The following is a 22,755-nucleotide window of genomic DNA, read 5'->3' as shown; positions in this document are numbered from 1 at the left end:
CTAACATGTAAGAATTATTGAAAGGTGACGTGAAAGGATCGGTGCGCGAGGCCGTTGCCTCCCGTGCGCCGCGATTACGTCCTCCGGCTTGCTTTATTTCACCCGCTTGCCGGCGATTTTGACGAGCGTCGAGCTGATCAGCGCCACCGTGAACAGCACGGCGAGCACCGGGATGAGCGCGGCGTAGCGGTGCGTCTGATCGGGGGCGTGCGTGACCACGAACGAGGCCAGCTGGTTGCCGGACAGGCCGGCGAACGCCCACGCGCTGAGGGTCAGACCGTGCGTCGTGGAGACGGTTTTCGTGCCGAAATGCTGGTCGAGCAGCACCGGCAGCGTCGAGAATCCGCCGCCGTAGCCGGCGTTGACGAGGAACAGCATGGCCAGCACGGCCCACAACAGAGCGTTATCGATGCTGTTCGTAAAGATTTGCAGCAGGCAGACAAGAATCGACATGATGAAGATCACCTGATACACGGTTTCACGGCGTTTGAGATGATCGGAGAGTGTGGAGAATCCCATGCGGCCGGCCGTGTTGAACACGGCGTCGGCGGCGAGCACCAGACCGATGACGCCCGCGGTGGCGGCGGCGAAATCGGACGAGGCAAGACCTGCGTACGGGGGGAGGGCGGCGAGCACGTCGTGCAGAATGTCCTTCTCCTGACTGATGAGTGCCAAGCCGCAGGTGATGTTGAGATAGAACGCAATCCAGATACCCCAGAACACCGGCTTCTTGAGGATTGATACGCGGCTGATATGCGAGGTGGCTGGGTCATATGTCCATCCAGCAGGCCGTTTGATGAGCAGGAATCCGAAGAACATCATCACCGCGTACACTGCGGCGAGCACGAAGAACATGTTCACCAAGCCGACCGCGCCGATCAGATACTCCATGAGTGGGCTGGCGATGGCCTTGGCAAGGCCGAATCCGGCGACCGCGATGCCGGTGGCGAGGCCCTTGTTGTCGGCGAACCACAGCATCAGGTTCTTGACCGGCGTCAGGTAACCGACGCCCAGACCGATGCCCATGATCGCCCCATAGCAGAGGAACACGCCCGGCAGGAACCCTGCGGCAATGCTCGCGCCAGTGCCGGCGAAGCCGACCGTGAAGCAAACCATCGAGACAAGCGACGACTTTTTGATGTTCCGTTCCACCATCGGCCCCGCGAACGCGGCCGACATCCCCAGAAAGAAGATGGCGAGCGAGAACGCCCACTCCACAGAGGCGGGCGCGGCGTGAAGCCGGTCCGCGATCAGCTGCTTGAACACGCTCCAACAGTAGACCGTGCCGATTGGGATGTGAATCAGCAGTGCCGGAATGATCGCGCTGGTCCAACGGTTTGCAGTAAGACGTGCCATGTACGACTGCCCCTTTTCCGTGTCTGATGGCATATTGCCCGACGGCCGTGCAAGAGATACTTCCGCTCATGACTTACGTTCTCACCGCATGTCCATGTCACATGGATGGCTGAACATCATCGGTGTGCGTTTCATCGGCGCTGTTCGCTCTTGTCTGCGCCGACAAAGCAGTATTGTAGCAGGTTTTCGTTTCTGTGCTCGCAGCTGGAATGGGAGATTTCAGTGAGAGAAGTCACATCGTGGTGATGTGCGCAAACGGGGGGAGCCCCGCAACCTGACAGAGGTTGCGGGGCTCCCAGATGATTGCGGCGCGGACCGAAATCAGCCCGTGTTCTGCAGGCCGGCCGCGACGCCGGAGACGGTGCACAGGATCAGGTAGATGAACTCGGCCTGCTGGCTCTTGGAGAGCTCTTCCTTGTCCACGCGCTTGCGCAGCGAACGCAGAGCGAGCATCTGCGTGACGGACAGCGCATCCACATACGGCGAACGAATGCGGATGGCCTGGCCGAGCACATGACGATGCTGCAGCGGCCACTTGTCGCCGACGATCTTGAGCACCCACTCGGTGGTGAGCTCCATCTCGTCGAGCACCTTCTTGGACAGGTCGTCACGATCACCCAGCGACAGATACATCTTGGCGATGCGCTCGTCGGTCTTGGCCAGCGACATCTCGATGTTGTCGATGAATGTGGAGAACAGCGGCCACTCCTCGTACGCCTCACGCATCGTCTCCAGATCACCGAACTTCTGGCAGGCGGTGCCCAGGCCGTACCATGCGGCAAGGTTGATGCGCGCCTGAGCCCACGAGAACACCCACGGAATCGTACGCAGATCATCAAGCGACTTGGCACCCAGACCACGCTTGGCCGGACGCGAACCGATCGGCAGCAAACCGACCTCGGTCAGCGGCGTGACCGTGGAAAACCACGGCGCGAAATCCGGGGTCTTCAGCAGATCAAGGAACCGCTCGTGCGAAGCGTCGTCGAGCACCTTGGTCATCGCCGCGTACTTCTCGGTCATCTCCGTGTTCGTCTTCTCGACGCTCGGCGCCGACTGCAGCAGCGTGGCCGCGGCGACCGACTCGATATGACGGACGGCGAGCACCGGGTTTCCGTAGCGGGCGAAGATCACCTCGCCCTGCTCGGTCAGCTTGAACCGGCAGTTCACGGAACCCTTCGGCTGGGCGAGCACCGCACGGTTGGCCGGACCGCCGCCGCGGCCAACGGCACCGCCGCGGCCGTGGAACAGCGTCAGATCAATGTCGTGCTTCGTCGCCCACGCGACGATACGCGATTCGGCGGCGTGCAATGCGAGCGTTGCGGTGGTCGGGCCGGCGTCCTTCGACGAATCGGAATAGCCGAGCATGACCTCCATCTTGTTGCCGGTGGCCTTGAGCCGCGCCTGCACCTCGGGGATCTTGACGATCTCCTCCAGCACGTCGACGCAGTGCTCCAGATCCTCCAGCTGCTCGAACAGCGGAATCACGTCGATCGTCGGCACATCCTCGGGATGCGCGAACGCCAGACGATTCAGCTCGTACACGTCGCGCACGTTCTGCGCCGACTTGGTGAACGAGATGATGTAGCGTCGAGCCGCCTTCATCCCGTTGCGGCGCTGGATCGAACCAAGCGCGCGGAACGTGTCGAGCACCTCGTGCGTCATCGGCTGCAGTTCTCCGCGCTCGCCGTGCAGGCCGTGCTCGCGGATGTCCTCCAACGCGCGCGCATGCACCACGGAATGCTGACGGAACTCCATCTCGACCATATGGAAGCCGAACGTCTCCGCCTGCCAGATCAGATCCTGCAGCGGGCCGTAGGCGGAGCGCTTGGCGCCAGCCTCGGCGAGCGAACGCTGCACCACCTTCAGATCGGCGATGAAATCATCGCAGCTGTGGTACATGAGGTCCGCGTCGCGCGTGACCGTGTAGTGCAGACGATCGGCCATGACGAGCATGACCGCGCGGTGCAGCTCCTTGGTGGAGATCAGCGCGGCCTTGTCGGTCAGCCGCTCGCTCATCTCCTTCTGATGGCTCCACAGGCTCTTGAGCTCGGCGCTCGGCGGCGTGGTCACGGATTCCATCGTCAGGTTCTTGCCGACGGTTCGCGTGGCCTCCTCAAGCGCGGCGATCACATGATCGGAGAACTTGCGGGCCACCTGCCGGCTCACCTTGGCGGTGACGTTCGGGTTGCCGTCGCGATCGGAGCCGATCCAGCTGCCCGGATGGAAGAACGCGGGGCACACCGGCTCGACGAGTCCGGCCTTGTCGCCCAGCACCCAGTCGTCGAAACGGCGGTATACGGCCGGAATCGTATGGAACAGCGTGTTGTCGAAGATGTCGAGAATCGTGTCCGCTTCCTCGACCGGCGTCGGCTTCTTCAGCGCGATCGGCGACGTGCGGAACAGTGCGTCGATCTCGTTGTAGAGACGACGGCTGTTCTCCTTCTTGTCGGAGCCGCCCAGATGCTGATGCGCGTCGAGCAGTTCCGCGATGCGGCGGATCTTGCCCTCGACGGCCTTGCGGCGCGCCTCGGTCGGATGCGCGGTGAACACCGGATGGAACTCCAGCTTGTCGAGCAGATCCTTGGCCTTCGCCGGGCCGGTTTCGTTGATGAGCTGATGATAGGCGACGGTCAGTTCGTTGACGGGATCGACCGCCTGATCGCCGGAAACGTTGTTTTCGCGCTGATGCAGCACGGACACGCGGTAGTTCTCCTCGCACAGATTCGCAAGGTGGAAGTAGGTGGTGAACGCGCGCGCCAGCAGCTGCGCATCATGCAGCTTCATCGCGTCGATGGTCTCGACTGCCTTCTTCAGACCATCCTGCTTGGGATTGGGGTCGGTCATCACGCTGGCAAAATGCTCGGCGCTGGCCTCCACGGCATATCCCAGCACGGTGTCGAACGTGGAGAGAAGCTTGGGATCGAATTCGCCCAGCACACTGCGCAGAATATGCAGACACAAGTCCATGTCGTGCTTGAGCGATGCGGGCAGCTCACGCTCCTCGGGACCCTTGGTCCCGGTGCCGGTCGAGACTATCGTCGCGTCGGCAGGCGTGATCTGTTGATCGTTAGTTGTCATCAGACCTCCTTTGCTGAACTTTCGGTTGCTCGGTCACCCGGCCATCCGCGGCTCCTCCGCGGTTATGTTGGCCGGACGTTGCAAGCCCAAAGCCGTCCATTCAACGGTTTGCGCCAATTCTATGACTTGCTAATCGACAGTTATATTACGAGATGCGCAATGTGGATGATTTTCGCGGCTGCGGCTCGGTTGCTGCGGTCTGGTGAATGCGATTCGGCGGCCGCGGTTGGTGGCTGCAGTCGGTGGCTGCGATTCGGCGGATCTGGGATTCGCGCGAAGCCGTTCACGTCGGCGGAATTGTTTTGGGCAAGCGGTGGAGTAAATATGAGCGTGTGAAGCCAGGGAAGAACAGCAATCGCAATCCGCTAATCCAGCAGCCAGCACAAGCCGACGCAGCCGGCCGGCCAGTGCAAACCGAGCGGCACACGCAAACCGGCCGCGCCGAACAGCCCGATCAATCCAACGAATTCCCTGCAACGCACCCGATCGCCACGTCCGAGCGCGTGTCGAAATACCACACCCACTCCATACCCCTCGATATGGAGGATATTCGCCGCGACTGGGACAAGCCGCTGTCGCAGGCGTGCCTCGCCGCGAAAACCAGCGTCATCGTGCGCGTCGGCGCGTTGGATCTCGGATCGGGAACCGGCAGCTTCCGCGTGCGCGAGATGATGCATCGCATCGCCTACCCGCTTGGCGTGCACGTGCGCGCCGACGTCAACCTGACCGACATCGAAGCGACCTGCACCGACGGCAAAAGCCGCATCACCGAAGTCATCGATCTGCCCACCACCGGCGTCAACACCGAGCGCATCTGGCTGCTTGAGCACTACGCCGACTGGTTCAGCGTCAACCTCGGCCTTGATTCCATGTACCACCGGGTCGGCGCGGTCTCCGAAGGACTTGTCCAGAATCTGGAGAAAAGCGACGTCTCCGCGGTCTCCGCACAGCTGTCGAAACAATTGAAGGCCGAACGCAAGGCGCACAAGGAACAGAGCGAGGAGGCCTCCGACGATCCGGTGCTCGACGCGCTCGAACAGGCCGAAGTGACCATTCCCGTGTCGATGGTGCGTGCGCAGAGCGACGACATCGCCGGCGAGGGATCCACCGACGACGACCTGCGCTCCGAATCGATGGCCGCGCTGGAGGCCTCCGACGACGCGACCAAGGCCGCTCACGCGAAGCTGTTGGCGCAGCGGACGGCAGTCGCGAAGACCGCGGCCGCAGCGCAACCGGCTCCCGCAGCGCAACCGGAGCCCGCGGATCAGCCGGCATCCGCTGCGCAATCGGCCGCCGCCAAGCCGCAGTCCGCCGCTGCACAGCCGCAGCCGGCACCAGCCACCAAGCGCCAGCGCAAACACCGCCCGATCACCGGCGAATACGCCGCGCACTTCGACCACGTCAACAACCCCGGCAGCCTCCCCCGCCGCGAGATCACGGTCGGTCAGGCGCACGAGCGACTCGACCTGATCGAGCGCCGCAAGCCGCTGTATTCCCCCGCATTCGCCGGCCTCGCCTCCGCGATCGCCTGCGCATCCTTCGTATTCCTGCTCGGCGGCGGCCCCTACGACATGATCGGCGCATTCGTCGGTGCCGGACTCGGCCACTGGCTGCGCCGCCGCCTGTTCGCGCACCATCTCAACCAGTTCTTCGTGACGTTCGTCTGCGTGGCGGTCGCGGCGCTCGCCTGCACCGGCACGCTGCGTCTGATCGGTCTGTACGACCCGATCGCATTGCAGCACGACACCGCCTACATTGGCGCGATGCTGTTCGTGATCCCCGGTTTTCCGCTGATCACCGGCGGCCTCGACATGGCGAAGATCGATTTTCCGTCGGGCATCCAACGCGTCACCTACGTGCTGTGCATCATTCTCATGGCGACGCTCGCCGGATGGATGGCGGCGGTCATCGTGCACCTCAATCCGACCGGATTCGAGCCGCAGGGACTTGACGCCGGCACTACGGGCGTGCTGCGCGCGCTGTTCGCGTTCCTCGGCGTGTGGGGCTTCTCGGTGATGTTCAACTCGCCGCAGCGCATGTGCCTGGTGGCGGCGCTGATCGGCACGATCACCGACACGCTGCGATTGGAGATCGTTGATCTGGGAGTGCCCGCCGAGGCCGGCGCGTTCATCGGCGCGTTTCTGGCCGGACTGCTCGCCGCCGCGTGGCGTTCGGCGGTGCGCGGCGGGCTGCTGCCGCCTCACCTGGGATATCCGCGCATCTGCCTGACGGTGCCGTCGATCGTGATCATGGTGCCCGGCATGTATATGTACCGCGCCATGTTCTATCTCGGTCAGTTCGACACGCAGCAGGCGCTCGACTGGGCGTTCCGCGCGTTCATGGTGATCATCTGCCTGCCGATCGGGCTGGCGATGGCGCGCGTGCTGACCGACAAGTCCTGGCGGTACGACATCTGACGATGGCGTTTACTTCTTCGGCTTGAGGGCGCTGGGAATCGGCATGGGGATGGGCTTGTGCGGCGGCAGCGGCTTGGGCATCGGGGACGGGATGCGCGCGGTCGATTTCACGGCCGGCATCTCCCCGCTGGTCGCCTTCGCGGCGGCTTCAGCAGCCCATTTCGCGTATTCGTCAAGATCATCGTCCACGGGCGTCGCCACGGCCTGGTCGGATGCCGCCTCGGCGTGGACGCTTTCGTCCGCATGCTGGACGCCATCCTGATACTGTGCCTCAACATCGGCAAACGGATCGGGCGAACCGGTGCCCGGCTCCTGTGCGCTGAGCTCCTTGGCCAGCTCGTCGTAATCGGTATCGGTGGTCAGGTACTTGAGCTTTCGGGCTATTTTCTGCTGTTTTGCTTTCTGACGTCCGCGGCCCATGTGACCCCCTGAGATACTGTACGTGTTAATTCATCACATAAGAGAGTACCACTTGTCCACCCCTAGGTGCTTGTCTGCTCGGACTTTTACGATAAAAGCGATATTTTGAGGCGTTTTCGCGTGCAAGCCGGCAAGGCGGCCAGGGCAGTCAAGACATGGTCTTGCGGTCGTGGCAGTCATGGCGGCGGCGCGCGACGCGCTGGTACACGGCACAAGGGGTATCGCACGATGACCGATCAGGAACAGCAGTTGACCGCAGCCGGCAACGAGATGAGCGCAAGCTTCCTCGCGGCGAAGAAGCGCTCCGACGAGACGCTCGCCAAGCTGGAGGCGAACCCCGGCAAGTTCACGATGCTCACCGGTGACCGCCCGACCGGCCGTCTGCACCTCGGCCACTACTTCGGTTCCATCCGTGAGCGCGTCGCCATGCAGGAACGCGGCGTCAACACCAACATCATCATCGCCGACTACCAGGTCATCACCGACCGCGACACCACCGAGCACATCCAGGACAACGTCCTCAACCTTGTGCTCGACTACATGGCCGCCGGAATCGACCCCAAGAAGACCATGATCTTCACCCATTCCGCAGTGCCCGCCGAGAACCAGCTGCTGCTGCCGTTCCTGTCGCTCGTCACCGAGGCCGAGCTGCACCGCAATCCGACCGTTAAATCCGAGATGGAGGCATCCGGCCACGCGCTGACCGGCCTGCTGCTCACCTACCCGGTGCATCAGGCATGCGACATCCTCTTCTGCAAGGCCAACGTGGTGCCGATCGGCAAGGACAACCTGCCGCACGTCGAGATCACGCGTACGATCGCCCGCCGCTTCAACGAGCGCTACGCCAAGAAGCACCCGGTGTTCCCCGAGCCGTCCGCCATCCTCTCCGAAGCGCCCGAGATTCCGGGTCTCGACGGGCGCAAGATGAGCAAATCTTATGGCAACTCGATCATGCTGGGCGCCACCGCCGAGGAGACCGCCAAGCTCATCAAGAAGAGCCCGACCGATTCCGAGCGTCGCATCACCTTCGATCCGATCAACCGCCCGCAGGTCTCCGCGCTGCTGACTACCGCCGGGCTCGTCACCGGCCGCGATCCCAAGGAAATCGCCGACGAGATCGGTGATGCCGGTGCGGGCGCGCTCAAGAAGTACGTGATCGACTCGGTCAACGAATTCCTCGCGCCTCACCGCGAACGCCGAGCCGAACTCGCCAAGGACATGGACACCATTCGCGACATCCTGCACGACGGCAACGCGCGCGCGAACGCCATCGCCGAGGAGACCCTCGACCAGGTGCGCGAGGCGATGGGCATGAAGTACTGATCGCCGATCATCAGCGGTTGGCGGCGGTTGACGGCGATTGGCGCAGTGCGATTGCGCCGAGTGATCGCGCGCCGCATGATCGCATAGGGTGATTCGCAAGCGCGCGCCGCCGCTGTGTACCGCCGCGCGTCGCCGCCGCGAACCGCCGCCGAGCAAGGGCGAATGGTCAAACGGAGACACACCGTAGGCCATTCGCCCGCATACATGGCATGATGGCAGTCATGAATAACATAAGACTGCGCATTGCCAATGCCAGAATCCCCGGTACGGACCGACTCATCGATGTGGATGCAGTGAATGGTCGCATAGTCGCGATCAGTCCGGCCCAGCCGAATCATACAAGCGGTCGGGCAGCCGCCGACGCAGCCGACTTCGGTGCGCATGCCGCCGCCGCGTATGCCGCCGCCACGCACGCCGCCGACGTGCTCACTACCGACGTGCACGTCACCGACGCGGCCGGACGATGGATCATCCCCGGCCTTTGGGATTGCCATACGCACTTCACCCAGTGGGCGCAGACCCTCGGCCGCCTCGATCTGATCGCCGCACGCAGCGCGCGCGAGGCGATGGACATGCTGCGCGATCACCTCGCCCGGCTACGCGCCCGTCCGCAGGGCCTGAGCCCCGACGTGTTCGTCGTGGGCATGCGATTCCGCCATTCGTTGTGGTCCGATTGCGATCAGCCGACGCTCGCCGCGATCGACGAGGCGGCTGGAGATCAGCCAGTGGCGCTGTCCAGCGCCGACATGCACTGCGGTTGGGTGAACACCGCCGCCGCCCGACGGCTGGGCGTGCAGGTGCGCGATTCCGGGCTGATCGGAGAACGCGAATGGTTCGATGCCTACTGCAAGCTGGACAACGCTCCGGGCGCGGCTCGCGAAACGCTTCGTCTGATCCGCGCCGCGCAGATGGATGCCGCGCGCAAAGGCGTGGTCGGCATCCGCGACTACGAGATGGCAGACAACATCGCCGTGTGGACGCGGCGGTTCGCGTCGGCAACGATTCCGGCGGGTGTTGGAACTGGCGTTGGCGACGGCTCGCCAAGCGCCGGCGCGCAGACGCTGACCGCAGCGGAACGCGCCGAACTGACTGCGGAGTCGCGTCAGTCCGTCGCCGCCGGATTCGATTGGGACGCCTCCTTCGCACACGGTATGCGGGGTCTTCGCGTGGATGCCGGCATCTACCCGGAGCGGCTTGCCGACGCGATCGACGCGGGATGGCACACCGGCGACGAGCTGCCCGGCAGCAGGGCACTTGATGGGGTGCCTGGTGGCGCGCTCGGCCGTGTGGGCGCGATGAAGCTCATTTCCGACGGCTCGCTCAACACGCGCTCGGCGTACTGCTCCACGCCGTATTCCGGCATTCGGCCGAACTCGTTCGGCACGCTGAACTACACACCCGATCAGATCGAGCAGTATTTCCATCTGGCCACCGTGCACGGGTTCGACATCGCATGCCATGCGATCGGCGACGAAGCCAACACCATTGTGCTCAACGCGGCCGAAGCCACGGGCGCGCACGGGTCCATCGAACATGCGCAGATGCTCAAACCCGTTGACATTCCGCGGTTTGCGCGTATCGGTTTGGACGTGAGCGTCCAGCCGCAACACGCGATGGACGATCGCGACGTGATCGCACGGTTCTGGGCCAATCCGGTCGGCATCCCCTATCCGTTCCGGTCGCTGCACGATGCCGGGGCTCGGCTGCGGTTCGGCTCCGATGCGCCCGTCGCGCCGCTCGACCCGTGGATGGCGATATCGGCGGCCGTGTTTGGCACGGAAAGCTCGGCGCGCGAGCCGTTCCAGCCCGAGCAGTGCTTGGACGTGCGTGTCGCGCTCGCCGCTTCGACGGCTGCCGGCCGCGATCAGCTGGTGCCCGGTGCTGCGGCCGATCTGGTGCTGCTCGATGCCGACCCATATGCGGCTGACTCGCCCGAGGCCATGCGCGCGATGAAGGATGCCGTCGCTGCGACGATGCTCGCCGGCCGCTGGACATACCGGCGCTTCTAACGCCGTCCCCCCGGCGTTTCGCGGTGCCGGGGGACGGCTGCGGCTGGCCCCAGTCAACTCCGATCGTGTCTGATTTTCGTATCTAATCTACAGCGGCAGCAGGGCGCTCAGATCGTCGCGCTCGCCGACGGCGGTGATGTGCCCGGCGTCCTTTTCCTCCGCCCATGTCGTGATGCCGGCGGCGAGGCGCAGCCATACGTCCGGTTCGAGTTCGATTACGTCCGGCGGCGTCAGATTATGCGGGTCGGAGGCAGGGCCATCAAGGATCTTCACCGCGCCCCAAGGAGCCACGCGCACCTCCACGCCGGGGCCGGGCGCGCGCTTGTGCAGAATAAACAAGGTGTAGCGCACCGCCATCGCCCACGTGCGGCGTGGCAGGCGCGGATTCGCGGCGATCGCGGGAACCTGCGGATGCTCGGCAAGCTGGGTGCGGGCCGCGTCGACCCATTGCCGCCACGAGTCATGTCCGATGCTGATGTCCTGTTCGCGAAGTACTGCCATAGTCGCCATTGTGCCACGTTCGTCATGTCGGTGCCGCTGCGTGGGCGGTGCATGCCGGCATCTGTTCGCGATGGATGATTTGTAGATGATTTGTAGATAATTTGTGTGCGGCTGGATTGCGGGTTGGATTGTGGGCGGCTGGCAATTGATGTGGGAATGATTTGCTGGGGCCGATGCGCCACGGCGCCGACTTCCGTAGTTTTGCCATTGCGCTACGTTGTTGACGCACGCACCGTCCACCGACGGCTGACATGCCCGAGAGTGGCGGAAACATTGGATTAGCGTAACCCAGCGTTCACCCTCACGTTTATGCGTAGTCATCGAGACAAGGCATAATACTACAGGGAAAACAATCCGGAAAGAGAGTCAGGATATGACCGAAATCACTGCACCCAAGTCGCCTGTCACGGCCGCCGCATTCGCCGACGAGATTCGTGAACAGCTCAAGTACACTCAGAACGTCACCCCTGAGCAGGCCACCGTCGCCGACGTCTACGTCGCCGCCGCCAAGGCCGTGCGCAACCATCTGGCGGACTCCTGGTTCAAGACCCAGGCCGATACCGTCAACGGCAACACCAAGGCCGTCGGCTACCTGTCCGCCGAGTTCCTCATGGGCAAGCAGCTGGAGAACGCTCTGCTCAACGCCGGCCTGACCGACCAGTTCGACGAGGCCGTCGAAGCCCTCGGCTTCAAGCCGAAGGATGTCATCGACGCCGAGTACGAGCCGGCCCTCGGCAACGGCGGCCTCGGCCGTCTCGCCGCCTGCTTCATCGACTCGCTCGCCTCCCTGGGCGTGCCGGCGTTCGGCTACGGCATCCAGTACCGCTACGGCATCTTCAAGCAGACGTTCGACGAGAACGGCAAGCAGGTCGAAACCCCTGACTACTGGCTCAACAACGAGGAGCCGTGGGGCCACATCGACTACAACCGCGACCAGAAGGTCTCCTTCGGCGGCGAGGTCGTCGAGGAGGACGGCAAGAAGGTATGGAAGCCGGCGTGGTCCGTGCGCGCCGTCCCGGTCGACTACCTGGTGCCGGGCTACAAGTCCCAGCGCGTGAACACGCTGCGCCTGTGGACCGCCAAGTCCTACGACGAGTTCGATCTGCTCGCCTTCAACAAGAGCGAGTACATGGACGCCGTCAAGCCGCAGGTCAAGGCCGAGAACATCTCCAAGATCCTCTACCCGGAGGATTCCACCAAGGTCGGCAAGGAGCTGCGCCTTGAGCAGCAGTACTTCTTCGTCGCCGCCTCCCTGCACGACGCCATCCGCGTCTTCTACCCGGGCCAGGACAAGCCGGATCTGACCACCTTCCCGAACAAGATCACGTTCCAGCTCAACGACACCCACCCGGTCATCGGCATCCCCGAGCTCATGCGCATCCTCATCGATGAGTACGACTACGACTGGGACACCGCCTGGGGCATCACCCAGAAGACCTTCAACTACACCTGCCACACCCTGCTGCCGGAGGCCCTCGAGGTCTGGCCGGCCAGCCTGATCGGCGAACTGCTGCCGCGTCACCTCGAGATCATCGAGAAGATCAACGAGCAGTTCGAAGCCGAGCTCAAGGACAAGGGCGTGGACGAGGAGACCGCCAAGGACATGGCGATCTACACCGGCGATGCCGTGCGCATGGCCTACCTCGCCACCTACGGCGGCTCCCACGTCAACGGCGTGGCCGAGCTCCACTCCCAGCTGCTCAAGGACGTCACCCTGAAGAACTTCTCCGATGCCTACCCGGACAAGTTCACCAACGTGACCAACGGCGTCACTCCTCGCCGCTTCGTCAAGCTCGCCAACCCGCGCCTGTCCGACCTCATCACCGAGGGTCTCGGCACCGACACGTGGGTCGCGGACCTCGAGAAGCTCCAGGGCCTCGTCCCGCTGGCCAACGACGACGAGTTCGTCAAGAAGTTCGCCGCCGTCAAGAACGCCAACAAGCACGACTTCGTCGCGTTCGCCAAGCAGCACTACGGCATCGACGTCAACGAGAACACCCTGTTCAACACCATGGTCAAGCGTCTGCACGAGTACAAGCGTCAGTCGCTGAAGATCCTCGCCGTCATCTCCCAGTACGCCGCCATCAAGAACGGCACCGTCTCGGTCGACGATATCCAGCCTCGCACCGTCTTCTTCGGCGCGAAGGCCGCCCCGGGCTACTACCTCGCCAAGATGACCATCGAGCTCATCAACAACGTCTCCAAGGTCGTCAACAACGATCCCGACGTCCAGGGCAAGCTCGCCGTCTACATGCTCCCGAACTACAACATTGAGATGGCCCAGAACCTCATCCCGGCCACCGAGCTCGACGAGCAGATCTCCCAGGCCGGCAAGGAGGCCTCCGGCACCGGCAACATGAAGTTCGCCCTCAACGGCGCGCTCACCGTCGGCACCCTCGACGGCGCGAACGTCGAGATCCGCGAGAAGGTCGGAGCCGAGAACTTCTTCCTCTTCGGCATGACCGTCGACGAGGTCGAGAAGCTGTATGCTGACGGCTACGATCCGGCCAAGTACTACGAAGCCGATCCTCGCCTCAAGCAGGCCGTGAACCTCGTCGCCGACGGCACCTTCTCCTACGGCGATCGCAACGCCTACGCGCCGCTCGTCGCCGACTGGCTGACCAAGGACTGGTTCATGACCCTTGCCGACTTCTCCGCCTACGCCGACATTCAGGGCGAGATCGAGCAGCTCTACAAGGATCCGCTTGAGTGGAACCGCAAGGCCCTGCTCAACGTCGCGAACTCCGGCTACTTCAGCTCCGATCGCTCGATCGAGGATTACCTGACTCGCATCTGGGAAACTGGTCCTCTGGCCTGATAACGGAGTGTCCTCGTCGTTGCCCCTCGGTCGACGTACCTGTTGAGCTGCGCTCAACCGTCGCGGCATAGCCGCTCCCCTCACCTAAGGGCAGTCCACTGGACTGCCCTTTATACGGTTCGGCACCTTCCCTCGGTGCGCCTAGAGGACACACGCGTTATCCCGCTCACTCCGCTCGCCGACTGGTTTGAGTGGGGCAATGAGCGGCGTGAGCGTGGCGAATCGTAACTGAATATGAAGTAAGGGGATGTACGGATTTGATTCCGAGCATCCCCTTACTTGTTTGGCTGCCAGTGTCCTCCGCCAGAAATTCGCTGATTATATCGCTGGCTCCCTTGTTAGGCCAGCACAACTGAGCCGATTACGAGACAGACCACTGGTTTTGCCAATGACATATTGGTTGCCAATTAGCAACCAATCAACCGCAATCAACCGCAACTGGGAAATGCGAAAATGGCGGAATTGCAGCGTTTTCGCCTTTCAGAGGCGTTTGAGACGGCCGGTATGGTGGTTGCCGATTGGCAACCAATGTGCCATTGGCCGAACAGGAAGCTGAAACCCTGCATCAGAAAACCGCTGACCAATTCACTACTCCGCAGTCCCGCTTCACGGGCCAGCGACAAATCCAACTAAGAGAAGCTGAATCCCTCGATCATTTGCGAGACAGACGGGGACCATTAGGCTATCAAGGCTTCGAGCTGGCGACCCATTCGTCTCCGGGCGGAAGCAGCGGGCGTAAGCAGTAGAACGCGCATCGCGTCAGTGCTCGCCCTATCCGCAATCCGCCTATCCGCAATCGCCACAACATATGCGAAAGCCCCGCGTCGCGTTACGACACGGGACTTTCCACGATTTGAGCATACGACAAAAGCGTGCGTCACTACGTTCGCGTAGCTCCGCATGCAGCGCCCAGCCTGACGATCACCTGACGATCAGGCTACATAAGGCTAGATCAGGCTTCTGCACCCTCCGCAGGAGCGGCTTCGGCATCATCGGCCTTCTCATCGGCATCATCGCCGTCGGCCTTCTCCAAGCCGAGATCGACCGGGGACGAGCTGTTCTCCCACGGCTCCTCCCACGGATCATAATCCGGGTTCTGCTGCTTGTAGATGTACAGGCCGACCAGACCGGCCAGCAGAGCGCCGAAGAGCAGCGCAAAGAACTTCCAACCGTTAGAAGACTTGTTCTCCATGACGGCTCCTTTCCCATTTCGGTGGTTGCGTTGGCCTGCCCATCCAAACCAACTCTGGACACCAGTCTAGTTCGTGGTTTGTGACGATACAGTGATTTGCCCACGACGAGCGTCGCAATGCTCGCCGCGCAATGCTGCTCGCCGTCGCGGCACGTCGCCGCCAGCCGCGCAGTCGCCGCCGCACAACGTTGGCTTGCAATGTCGGCAATGCCTTCAGGTACAGTGCTGGTATGCCTTACAACCTGTTTCCCGGTTCGCCGAACCTCCGCTCGCTGTTGTCCCGTCACGCGATCCGCTCGCAGTGGCGGTCGAACGGGCCGGTCGTCGTGTCCGCGATCATCGTGATCTGCACGGCGATCTGGGTGGTGGAACTGCTGCTGTCGTTGGTGTGGCCGGCAGGGTTGGAGGCGCTGGTCGGCTTCGGTCGCATCGCTCCGCTGACCGCGTTGCAGCGGCCGTGGACGTTCATCACATCGATGTTCCTGCATCAGCCGCGCACGTTGCTGCACATTTTGTTCAATATGCTCACATTGTGGTCGGTCGGGCCGGTTTTGGAACGATTGATGGGGCATTGGCCGTTCCTTATTCTTTATATGCTGTCCGGCATCGGCGGCGGCGCAGGCATGATGGTGTGGGCGGCGCTCGCGCCCGGGTATCAGGGGTGGCTGACGGCGGCCTATGGCGCATCCGGCGCATTGTTCGGCTTGTTTGCCGCGATGATGGTGGTGTTCCGGCGCACCGGTCAGGAGATGACGTCGATGTTCATCTGGATGGCGATCAACTTCGCGATGCCGTTGATTGTGCCGGGCATTGCATGGCAGGCGCATGTTGGCGGCTTTGTCGTGGGCGGCCTGCTGACATTGCTGTTGACACAGGCGCCGCGGTTGCGCCGACGTACCGGGTCGGTGCGGCCGAGAGCCGATCTGCTGACGCGCACACTGGCGTGGGGCGCCGTACTGCTGGCGGTGATGATCGCCGTGATGCTGGCGTGCGAGGTCGCGAATCCGATCGGACTGTTTTCGTAAACACACGGCAGCTGCTGCTATCCCAGCTGTATCCGCCGGTGCTGCTGGTTCCACCGAGTTGCTGCTATCCCAGCTGTATCCAGTGTGCCGTTCGGAATTGGAATTCCGCCGTTTGTGATTCTGCGGCATGATGAAAGTCGTCGTCGACAGTCACGTGGTGCGGGTTTGGTCACGGGGAGCGCTCCGCTCCCTGCGACCGAGGTGTGAAATCCTTGATATTGCAACGGTTTTGGCATGATGGTCACGTGGCGCGCCCGCTCCCTGCGACCAAACTCGCTCTGGCGGCAGATGCGTTGATGGCTGGCGGCATCGTGTGCATGGAGCGTACGTATCGAAGGTGTGGCGGGCCCTCTTGTCGGGCCGGCGATCGTGTGCATGGAGCGTACATAAGGCGCTGCTGGTCGTGTGCATGGCACGTACGTCTACGTGATCGTGTGCATGGGACGTTCATGAAGCGCGCGTTTTGCGGCTCTATACATCCGTTGCATGCACACGATGCATCCGACGGCATACATCCTGTGCACACGATCAATGGTGTTTCGCGTACGTTGCATGCACACAACTGGCGGGGTGTGCATGCCGATGGGCTCGGACGTGCGCCTTGTATGTACGTCGTATGCACACGATGTGTGGATGTACGTGTCATGCACACGATCAGGCGCCATTGCTGTTTTCGTGGGTGGTGGTTCGTTGCTGAGCCGTTGAGATGGTAGGGGAATGGCGCTTTTCGAGTAGGATACTCATCGACCAAGAAGAACCATGGAACTTGCAAGTGGTGTCCCTGCTATGGTGTCCTTCCCCCGACTCCTCTCCTGTACCCCTCTCGCTTGTGCTTCCTTTGCGCAAGGTTTTTTCGGGATTTGCGTTGAGTTCGTAGTTGATTTCGTGGAATCCTTGCGCTAGGCGGCGCTAGGCGACATCTCAGCGCAAGGATTTTTCGGAATCTTCCTTGAGTTCGTAGAATCTTTGCGCTAGGCGGTGTCTTAGCGCAAGGATTCTACGAAGTTCCCCTTCTTTCCGAGAAATCCTTGCGCTAACGGCCCTCTTTGCGCAAGGATTTCACGAGATGGCCGTTTTTCCCGAGAAATCCTTGCGCTACAGCACTCGCGCTAAAGCAGGTGGTAAAGAAGTGTGTCGTCTCGGGGCATGGTTGCGCTAAAGCAACGCCCCTCTCTCGTTCCTCTCTAGTGTCCAACCATGGTGCGCCCAACCATCTAACCCACGAAAACGGCAGAAATCTCGATCAATGGCGCTTCGTGTACCGTGTCGAGGGTTCGTGTGGCATGCGCAGCGTTGCGCACCGCCAGCGTGTACGCTGCGTTATGCACCGGGGAACGGCGATGTGGAATTACACAGGTGTAGTTCTCCACATCATGTGGAGAACTGTGTGGATAAACTGAGGGCAACCATGTGTGCAATTGTGCATAAGTCTGCACCTTATCCACATAGGGGTGGCAAAAACGTTGTAATACCGGCATTATGTAATTGTGGACAATCAGAGTCGGCTGTTATCCACAGTGGTGTGCAATTGGCGTATCCACAGTGGATAAGTGGTGCATAACTGTGGAAAGACGGTGGATTGGTTGTGCATGGCAGCCGGAGACAGCACGCGGATGTGCATAACTCGCCTACGATGCATCGTCCGGAAACGAGATGCCACGTTGAAGGACCGGGAGCCCGAATGGGGGCATGGGCGGAGGTCCGGCCCCAGCCCGGACTCGCCAGCACCCGTGCAACCCTTGAAAAACAAGGAAAGTTCACTCGCAATTCATCTGCATGGTTGTACAGTGCGGTGCATACTATGAGGCAAGGAGTACTAGACAGGGGAAGCGTATGGTAACTGAAAACACCGTCGTTGGTAAGCGGTACAAGATTCTCACCCAGATCGGCAAGGGCGGCATGTCCACCGTCTATCTTGCCCTCGATACGACGTTGAACAAGCAGTGGGCAATCAAGGAGATCAAGAACTCCAGTGACCCAGTCCAGCGCGATCTGGTCATCAAGAGCATGCAGACCGAAGCGAGCATGATCAAAAGCTTCGATCACCCGGCCATCCCTCGCATCGTGGATCTGGTCCAGGAAAAGGGCAGCCTGTTCGTCGTCATGGACTACGTCGAAGGCCGCACGCTGTCCAGCCTGCTGAAGAAGGAAGGCCCGCAGCCCGAAGACGAAGTCGTCGATTGGGGCGTGCAGTTGTGCGACGTTCTCGAGTACCTGCATCAGCGCAAGCCGGCCGTCATCTTCCGCGACATGAAGCCGTCGAACGTCATGCTCACCCCTGAGGGCATGGTCAAGCTCATCGACTTCGGCATCGCCATTCAGCAGGGCGGCGCGGACAAGCCGCTCGTCGGCGACGATCGTCAGCTGGGCACCCCCGGCTTCGGCGCGCCGGAACAGTTCGAGGAGCATCCGAAGGTGGATGCGCGCACCGATGTCTACGCCCTCGGCGCCACCCTGTTCTACCTGCTCACCGGTTCGCACCCGCGCAAGACCGGCATCGTCCCGATTCGCCAGATCAACCCCGACCTGTCCGAAGGCCTGGAGCGCATCATCGCGCGTGCCACCCGCAAGAATCCGGCCGAACGATACGCCGACTGCGCCGAAATGGCGTACGCGCTGACCCACTATCGCGAGGAGGACGTCGCTCATCGCAAGGCCCTCGTCGGCAAGTGGTGGACGTTCCTTGGCACGGCGATCGCCGCCGCCGTCTGCCTCGTCGCATCCGGCGCGCTCGCGCTTGGCGCGAACAGCGCGCAGAACAACGACTTCAACTATTGGATTCAGCAGGCCAAGCAGACATCCGATGCGCAGAAGTCCGCCGACAACTATCTCAAAGCGATTGAGGTCAAGCCGGACAGCGCCGAGCCCTACGAGGGTCTGATCGATCTGTACACCTCGGATGGCACGTTCAGCACGGCAGAGGAGAAGGTCTACAACAACGCGATCGTCTCCAACAGCGCCGAATTGCAGAAGAACAAGGATGACTTCGCGCAGCTGTCGTTCGACACCGGCAAGCTCTACTGGTACTACTACGACGGCGGTCAGGACTCCGCCGATAGCGCCGCCGACGCCGAGTCGCAGGACCCGGCACGATACGCCCGTATGCGCGCCGCCTCCCAGTGGATGCACAACGCGGCCGACGACTCCTCGTTCAAGGATGTGAAGCTGGCGCAGATGTACGCCGACATCGCGGACTTCAACATGCAGATCGTCCCGCTGATCAACGAAGGCTCCGATCAGGGCCTGTACAAGCCGTATTTCGCCAAGCTGCAAAGCCTTGTCGAGACGGCCGGTCAGGAGAACAACGACGTGATGCGGCTTGAATCCTCCGGTCTCGTGCTGGACGCGCTGCGCGTCTACCCGCGCAAGTTCCGCGCGGACGGCATCAGCCAGGCCGAGATGGAACAGCTCGCCGAACAGGCCGGCCAGCTGAGCGATTCGGTCACGCCGACCACGACCGCGCTCGACACCCGCAAGGAGCAGGCCACCGAAGCGCTCAAACCCGCGCAGGAAGCCATCAAGAACGCATTCGTAGACATCAAGGGAGAAGCGAAATGAACACTGCTGACACGCTGAGGACCCTTGCGGTCGTATTTCTTGCCGCGGCCATCATTCTGGCCGTTGTCGCGGTAATCCTGTTCTTCACGCTGCATATTCGCGACGTGCGCGCCACGCTGACCGGCCGCACCGCCGAGCGCGAGATCGCGCAGATGCGTCAGTCGCATGGCGGCTGGCGCGGTCCGCAGCCGGGCGCAGGCCACGGTGCTGCGCCGCGCGGCCGCGTCGATCACGCCGAGTCGATCACCGGCCAGTCCGGCAGCAATCTGGTTGTGCGCGAAGTGACCGGCTCCGGTTCGTTTGGTACGACCGGCAACGGTGCAACCGGTAGCGGCGCAACCGGAAGCGTCGCGTCCACCGAAGCGGGCAGCACGAAGCAGTCCGGTATCAAGTCCGGTGTCGTCAAGCCTCGCAAGCGCGTCGCCGCGGCTGCTCCCGCAATTCCCGCCGATGTTGATGAAGGCGGCACGTCGCTGATGAGCGCCGACGCCGACAAGCCGTTTGATCAGGATTCCGACGAGGGAAGCACGTCGCTGATGAGCGGCAAGGCCCGCCACGCCAACGCGCGGAACGATGCCGACGATGACGAGAACGCTCCGACGACACTCGTGAAGAAGGTGCGCAAGTAAGCATGAAGAAGCAAGGATTTGCACGACTGATCGCGATAACCGCCGCCGTCCTGATGACGGTCGGCGGTTTCGCCACTGCCGCGTACGCGCAGCCGGATTCAACGCCGGCGACAAGCGACGCCACAACAGCCGCCGGAACCTCCGCAGTCCGCACGTTCCGTCCGAGCCCGACCGACACCGACACCGTTGATGCCAGCAAGACCGGCACCGCGGCGGATGATGCCAAGACGGCCGACGACGCGCAGACCACGGGCGATGCACAGGCTACCGATGCCACCGCAGCTGAGACAAGCGCGAAGGCCCTGCCCGGAGTCAACACCCGCCTTGACGGCATCGATTTCTATGAGACCGCCCTGTACGGCAAGGCTGACGTCAAGCCGCTCGAACGGTTCAATCTGGACTCCGACGTCACCGCCGAATTCAATGTGACCGACAACATCGCCAAGAGCTTCGAAAAGGCCATCGCCGCAACGCCGAAGGCCACCGTGCTCACGCTCAAGTGGACCGGCACCAAGGAGGGCGACCAGGCCGAGGCGGCAGAGAACGATCAGCTGGTCGTCACCTACAGCGACTTCGCGAAGCAGTCGGACGGCACCTTCCGCGCCGGCAAGAAGCTGGATCTCAAGAAGATGAAGGAGTACGCGGCCACCGCCGTCAGCTTCACCTACACCGGATTCGGCAAGCAGAACGCCGCGGTCGATTCCGCGCCCGCGCTGAACGCCGCCGAGCAGGGGCCTGCGTTCACCAAGTTCACCTATGCCGGCGCCGCCGACAGCGACGTGCGCATCGGCGATGCCACTTTCATCGCGAATTCGACGGATGGCGATCACACGTTCGCCATCGCCGCCGCAGCCAAGGCGTCCGGCGCGCAGATCGCCGGATACAAGCTCAGCGACGGTCTTACCATCGATCAGACCGACGGCACGATCGTGCTCAACAAGAACGTGACCGCCAACAAGTCGTATGAACTCGACAAGATCGACGTGACCGCCTACGACACGTTCGGCAACAGCACCACGAACACGCTGGCCGAACTCAACGCCGCACTCAACAGCAGTGACACGCCGACGCCGGAAGGCAAGGGCGTGACCGTTCCGAACGTGTATGTCGATGTCGAAACCGGCAAGACCGCGCTGCGCATCAACGGAAAGACCGGAACGACGGTCGCCAATGCCAGCGGCACGCTGACCATCACGTCCACCGATTCGCTGTTCTCCAAGCGCATCGAGCTGCTCAACGCACAGGCCAACAACGAAAACGCCTCCGATGCGGAGAAGAACCTCACACTGATCACCGTCACCAAGCCCGATCCGAATGATGCGAGCAAGACCGTCACCACAGGCGTCTGCGCAGTGGCGACCGTGAAAGTGACCGGTGCCGGCACTACCGCCAACCCCTACTCGATCGCCTGCGGCAACACTTTCGCCGACAACGATCCGCAGGGCGAATACCGGTACGCGCTCAACGCAGTGCTTGGCGAGACCCAGAACGGTTCCGCCACGTTCACCTACGACAAGACCGCACCGACCGTCACGCTGCAGCAGTTCAAGGCAACCGCTGATCAGGACTTCACCACCGGCACCGAAATCCACTCGATCAAGGACGGCGGCGTCACACTCACATTCGCCGTGGACGGCACCGGCAGCACGGTCAACGCCAGCGCGATCACACTGAGTGCCGACGACGGCTTCTACACCGATGCCAGCGGCAAGGCGACCGCATTGGATGCCGACGCGCTGAATGCGCTCAAGACATTCGACGGCACCACTCTGACGCTCACGTTCACCGATCAGGGCTCGTACGATCTGAGCAAGCTCAAGATCGGCGTCAAGGATGCCGCGGGCAACGCGCAGGCCGATAATCCCAAGGCGGTGAGCGACTACAAGACCGCGGGCGCTGCAGCCAGGAACTACACCCGGATCGCGGTGATCGCCCCGTCAACGCTCAAAGGCACCTACACCGTGCAGGTGAACGGCGAGAACCTCAAGGCTGGTGACAACTACCTCAACAAGGCACCGCAGTCCGTCGCCGTCAAGCTCCAGCCGGCAGCGGGCGTGAACGCCGATCAGTTCCGCACGTCGATCGACGCGATCTGGCCGTCGCTGGCCGGTCGGACACTGCTTACCAGCACGCGCGACGGTGACGACAGCACGCAGGGCGTGTGCGTGATTCCGGCCGACAATCCCGGATTCGACAAGGGCGCCTACACGATCGTCTGCGGCGATCCGGCCGGTGACGACAAGCCGATCGCCATCGACGGCGCCGACGGCACCTACACGTTCAGCGCCGGCACCGACGTGCTGGTGAGCGATCTGCTGGCCGACCGCGCCGCCAACACCGGCGACACGATCAAGCTCGACACCAAGGCCCCGACCGTCGCGCTGCAGCAGTTCAAGGCCACTGCCGGTCAGGATTTCACGACGGGCACC

Annotated in this window: 13 protein-coding genes; 8 read left to right on the top strand and 5 right to left on the bottom strand. The window is 62.4% G+C overall.

Going from position 1 to position 22,755, the window contains the following annotated elements; all coding sequences use genetic code 11:
- Positions 1-93: 93 nt before the first annotated feature.
- On the bottom strand, positions 94-1,356 hold the full coding sequence (locus EHS19_RS00765; RefSeq protein WP_151915895.1) for an OFA family MFS transporter: 1,263 nt from the start codon (positions 1,354-1,356) through the stop codon (positions 94-96).
- Between the two features lie 321 nt (positions 1,357-1,677).
- A complete protein-coding gene (locus EHS19_RS00760; RefSeq protein ID WP_151915894.1) occupies positions 1,678-4,434 on the bottom strand; it encodes a phosphoenolpyruvate carboxylase in 2,757 nt (918 codons plus the stop codon).
- A gap of 539 nt (positions 4,435-4,973) precedes the next feature.
- On the opposite strand from EHS19_RS00760, the gene EHS19_RS00755 reads away from it, so the two are divergent.
- Entirely contained in the window at positions 4,974-6,851 is a 1,878-nt protein-coding gene (locus EHS19_RS00755) for a threonine/serine exporter family protein (protein WP_421745026.1), read from the top strand.
- Between the two features lie 9 nt (positions 6,852-6,860).
- Here EHS19_RS00755 and EHS19_RS00750 read toward each other — a convergent pair whose 3' ends face one another.
- Positions 6,861-7,271 carry a DUF3073 domain-containing protein gene (locus EHS19_RS00750; RefSeq protein ID WP_151915893.1) on the bottom strand — a complete coding sequence of 137 codons (411 nt, stop codon included), beginning with the start codon at positions 7,269-7,271 and terminating at the stop codon, positions 6,861-6,863.
- Between the two features lie 228 nt (positions 7,272-7,499).
- On the opposite strand from EHS19_RS00750, the gene trpS reads away from it, so the two are divergent.
- Positions 7,500-8,594 (top strand): tryptophan--tRNA ligase, encoded by a 1,095-nt coding sequence (gene trpS, locus EHS19_RS00745; protein ID WP_151915892.1) that lies wholly within the window; start codon positions 7,500-7,502, stop codon positions 8,592-8,594.
- A 422-nt stretch (positions 8,595-9,016) separates the two neighbouring features.
- Positions 9,017-10,603, top strand: a complete 1,587-nt coding sequence (locus tag EHS19_RS00740) for an amidohydrolase family protein (RefSeq protein WP_421745024.1) — start codon at positions 9,017-9,019, stop codon at positions 10,601-10,603.
- A gap of 87 nt (positions 10,604-10,690) precedes the next feature.
- Here EHS19_RS00740 and EHS19_RS00735 read toward each other — a convergent pair whose 3' ends face one another.
- Positions 10,691-11,104 carry a sterol carrier family protein gene (locus EHS19_RS00735; protein WP_151915890.1) on the bottom strand — a complete coding sequence of 138 codons (414 nt, stop codon included), beginning with the start codon at positions 11,102-11,104 and terminating at the stop codon, positions 10,691-10,693.
- A gap of 373 nt (positions 11,105-11,477) precedes the next feature.
- Between EHS19_RS00735 and EHS19_RS00730 the strand changes: the two genes are divergently transcribed.
- Positions 11,478-13,922 carry a glycogen/starch/alpha-glucan phosphorylase gene (locus EHS19_RS00730; protein WP_151915889.1) on the top strand — a complete coding sequence of 815 codons (2,445 nt, stop codon included), beginning with the start codon at positions 11,478-11,480 and terminating at the stop codon, positions 13,920-13,922.
- Between the two features lie 952 nt (positions 13,923-14,874).
- On the opposite strand, the gene EHS19_RS00725 is transcribed toward EHS19_RS00730, so the two are convergent.
- Positions 14,875-15,114, bottom strand: a complete 240-nt coding sequence (locus EHS19_RS00725; protein ID WP_151915888.1) for a hypothetical protein — start codon at positions 15,112-15,114, stop codon at positions 14,875-14,877.
- A 230-nt stretch (positions 15,115-15,344) separates the two neighbouring features.
- On the opposite strand from EHS19_RS00725, the gene EHS19_RS00720 reads away from it, so the two are divergent.
- The 4 genes from EHS19_RS00720 to EHS19_RS00705 all read left to right on the top strand — a co-directional run.
- The gene (locus EHS19_RS00720; protein WP_241676999.1) at positions 15,345-16,139 is read left to right on the top strand and encodes a rhomboid family intramembrane serine protease; all 795 of its coding nucleotides are present in this window, start codon (positions 15,345-15,347) and stop codon (positions 16,137-16,139) included.
- Between the two features lie 1,833 nt (positions 16,140-17,972).
- The gene (locus EHS19_RS00715; RefSeq protein WP_175578220.1) at positions 17,973-19,697 is read left to right on the top strand and encodes a serine/threonine protein kinase; all 1,725 of its coding nucleotides are present in this window, start codon (positions 17,973-17,975) and stop codon (positions 19,695-19,697) included.
- A complete protein-coding gene (locus tag EHS19_RS00710; protein ID WP_151915885.1) occupies positions 19,694-20,326 on the top strand; it encodes a hypothetical protein in 633 nt (210 codons plus the stop codon). The genes EHS19_RS00715 and EHS19_RS00710 overlap by 4 nt, the downstream gene beginning before the upstream one ends.
- A 2-nt stretch (positions 20,327-20,328) precedes the next feature.
- Positions 20,329-22,755 (top strand): hypothetical protein (locus EHS19_RS00705; protein WP_151915884.1); only part of this gene is annotated, 2,427 nt, incomplete at its 3' end.

Origin of the sequence: Bifidobacterium jacchi, from assembly GCF_009078285.1 — a bacterium.
In the GTDB taxonomy this organism is placed as follows: domain Bacteria; phylum Actinomycetota; class Actinomycetes; order Actinomycetales; family Bifidobacteriaceae; genus Bifidobacterium; species Bifidobacterium jacchi.
This window is presented reverse-complemented; position numbering and strand designations above follow the sequence as displayed.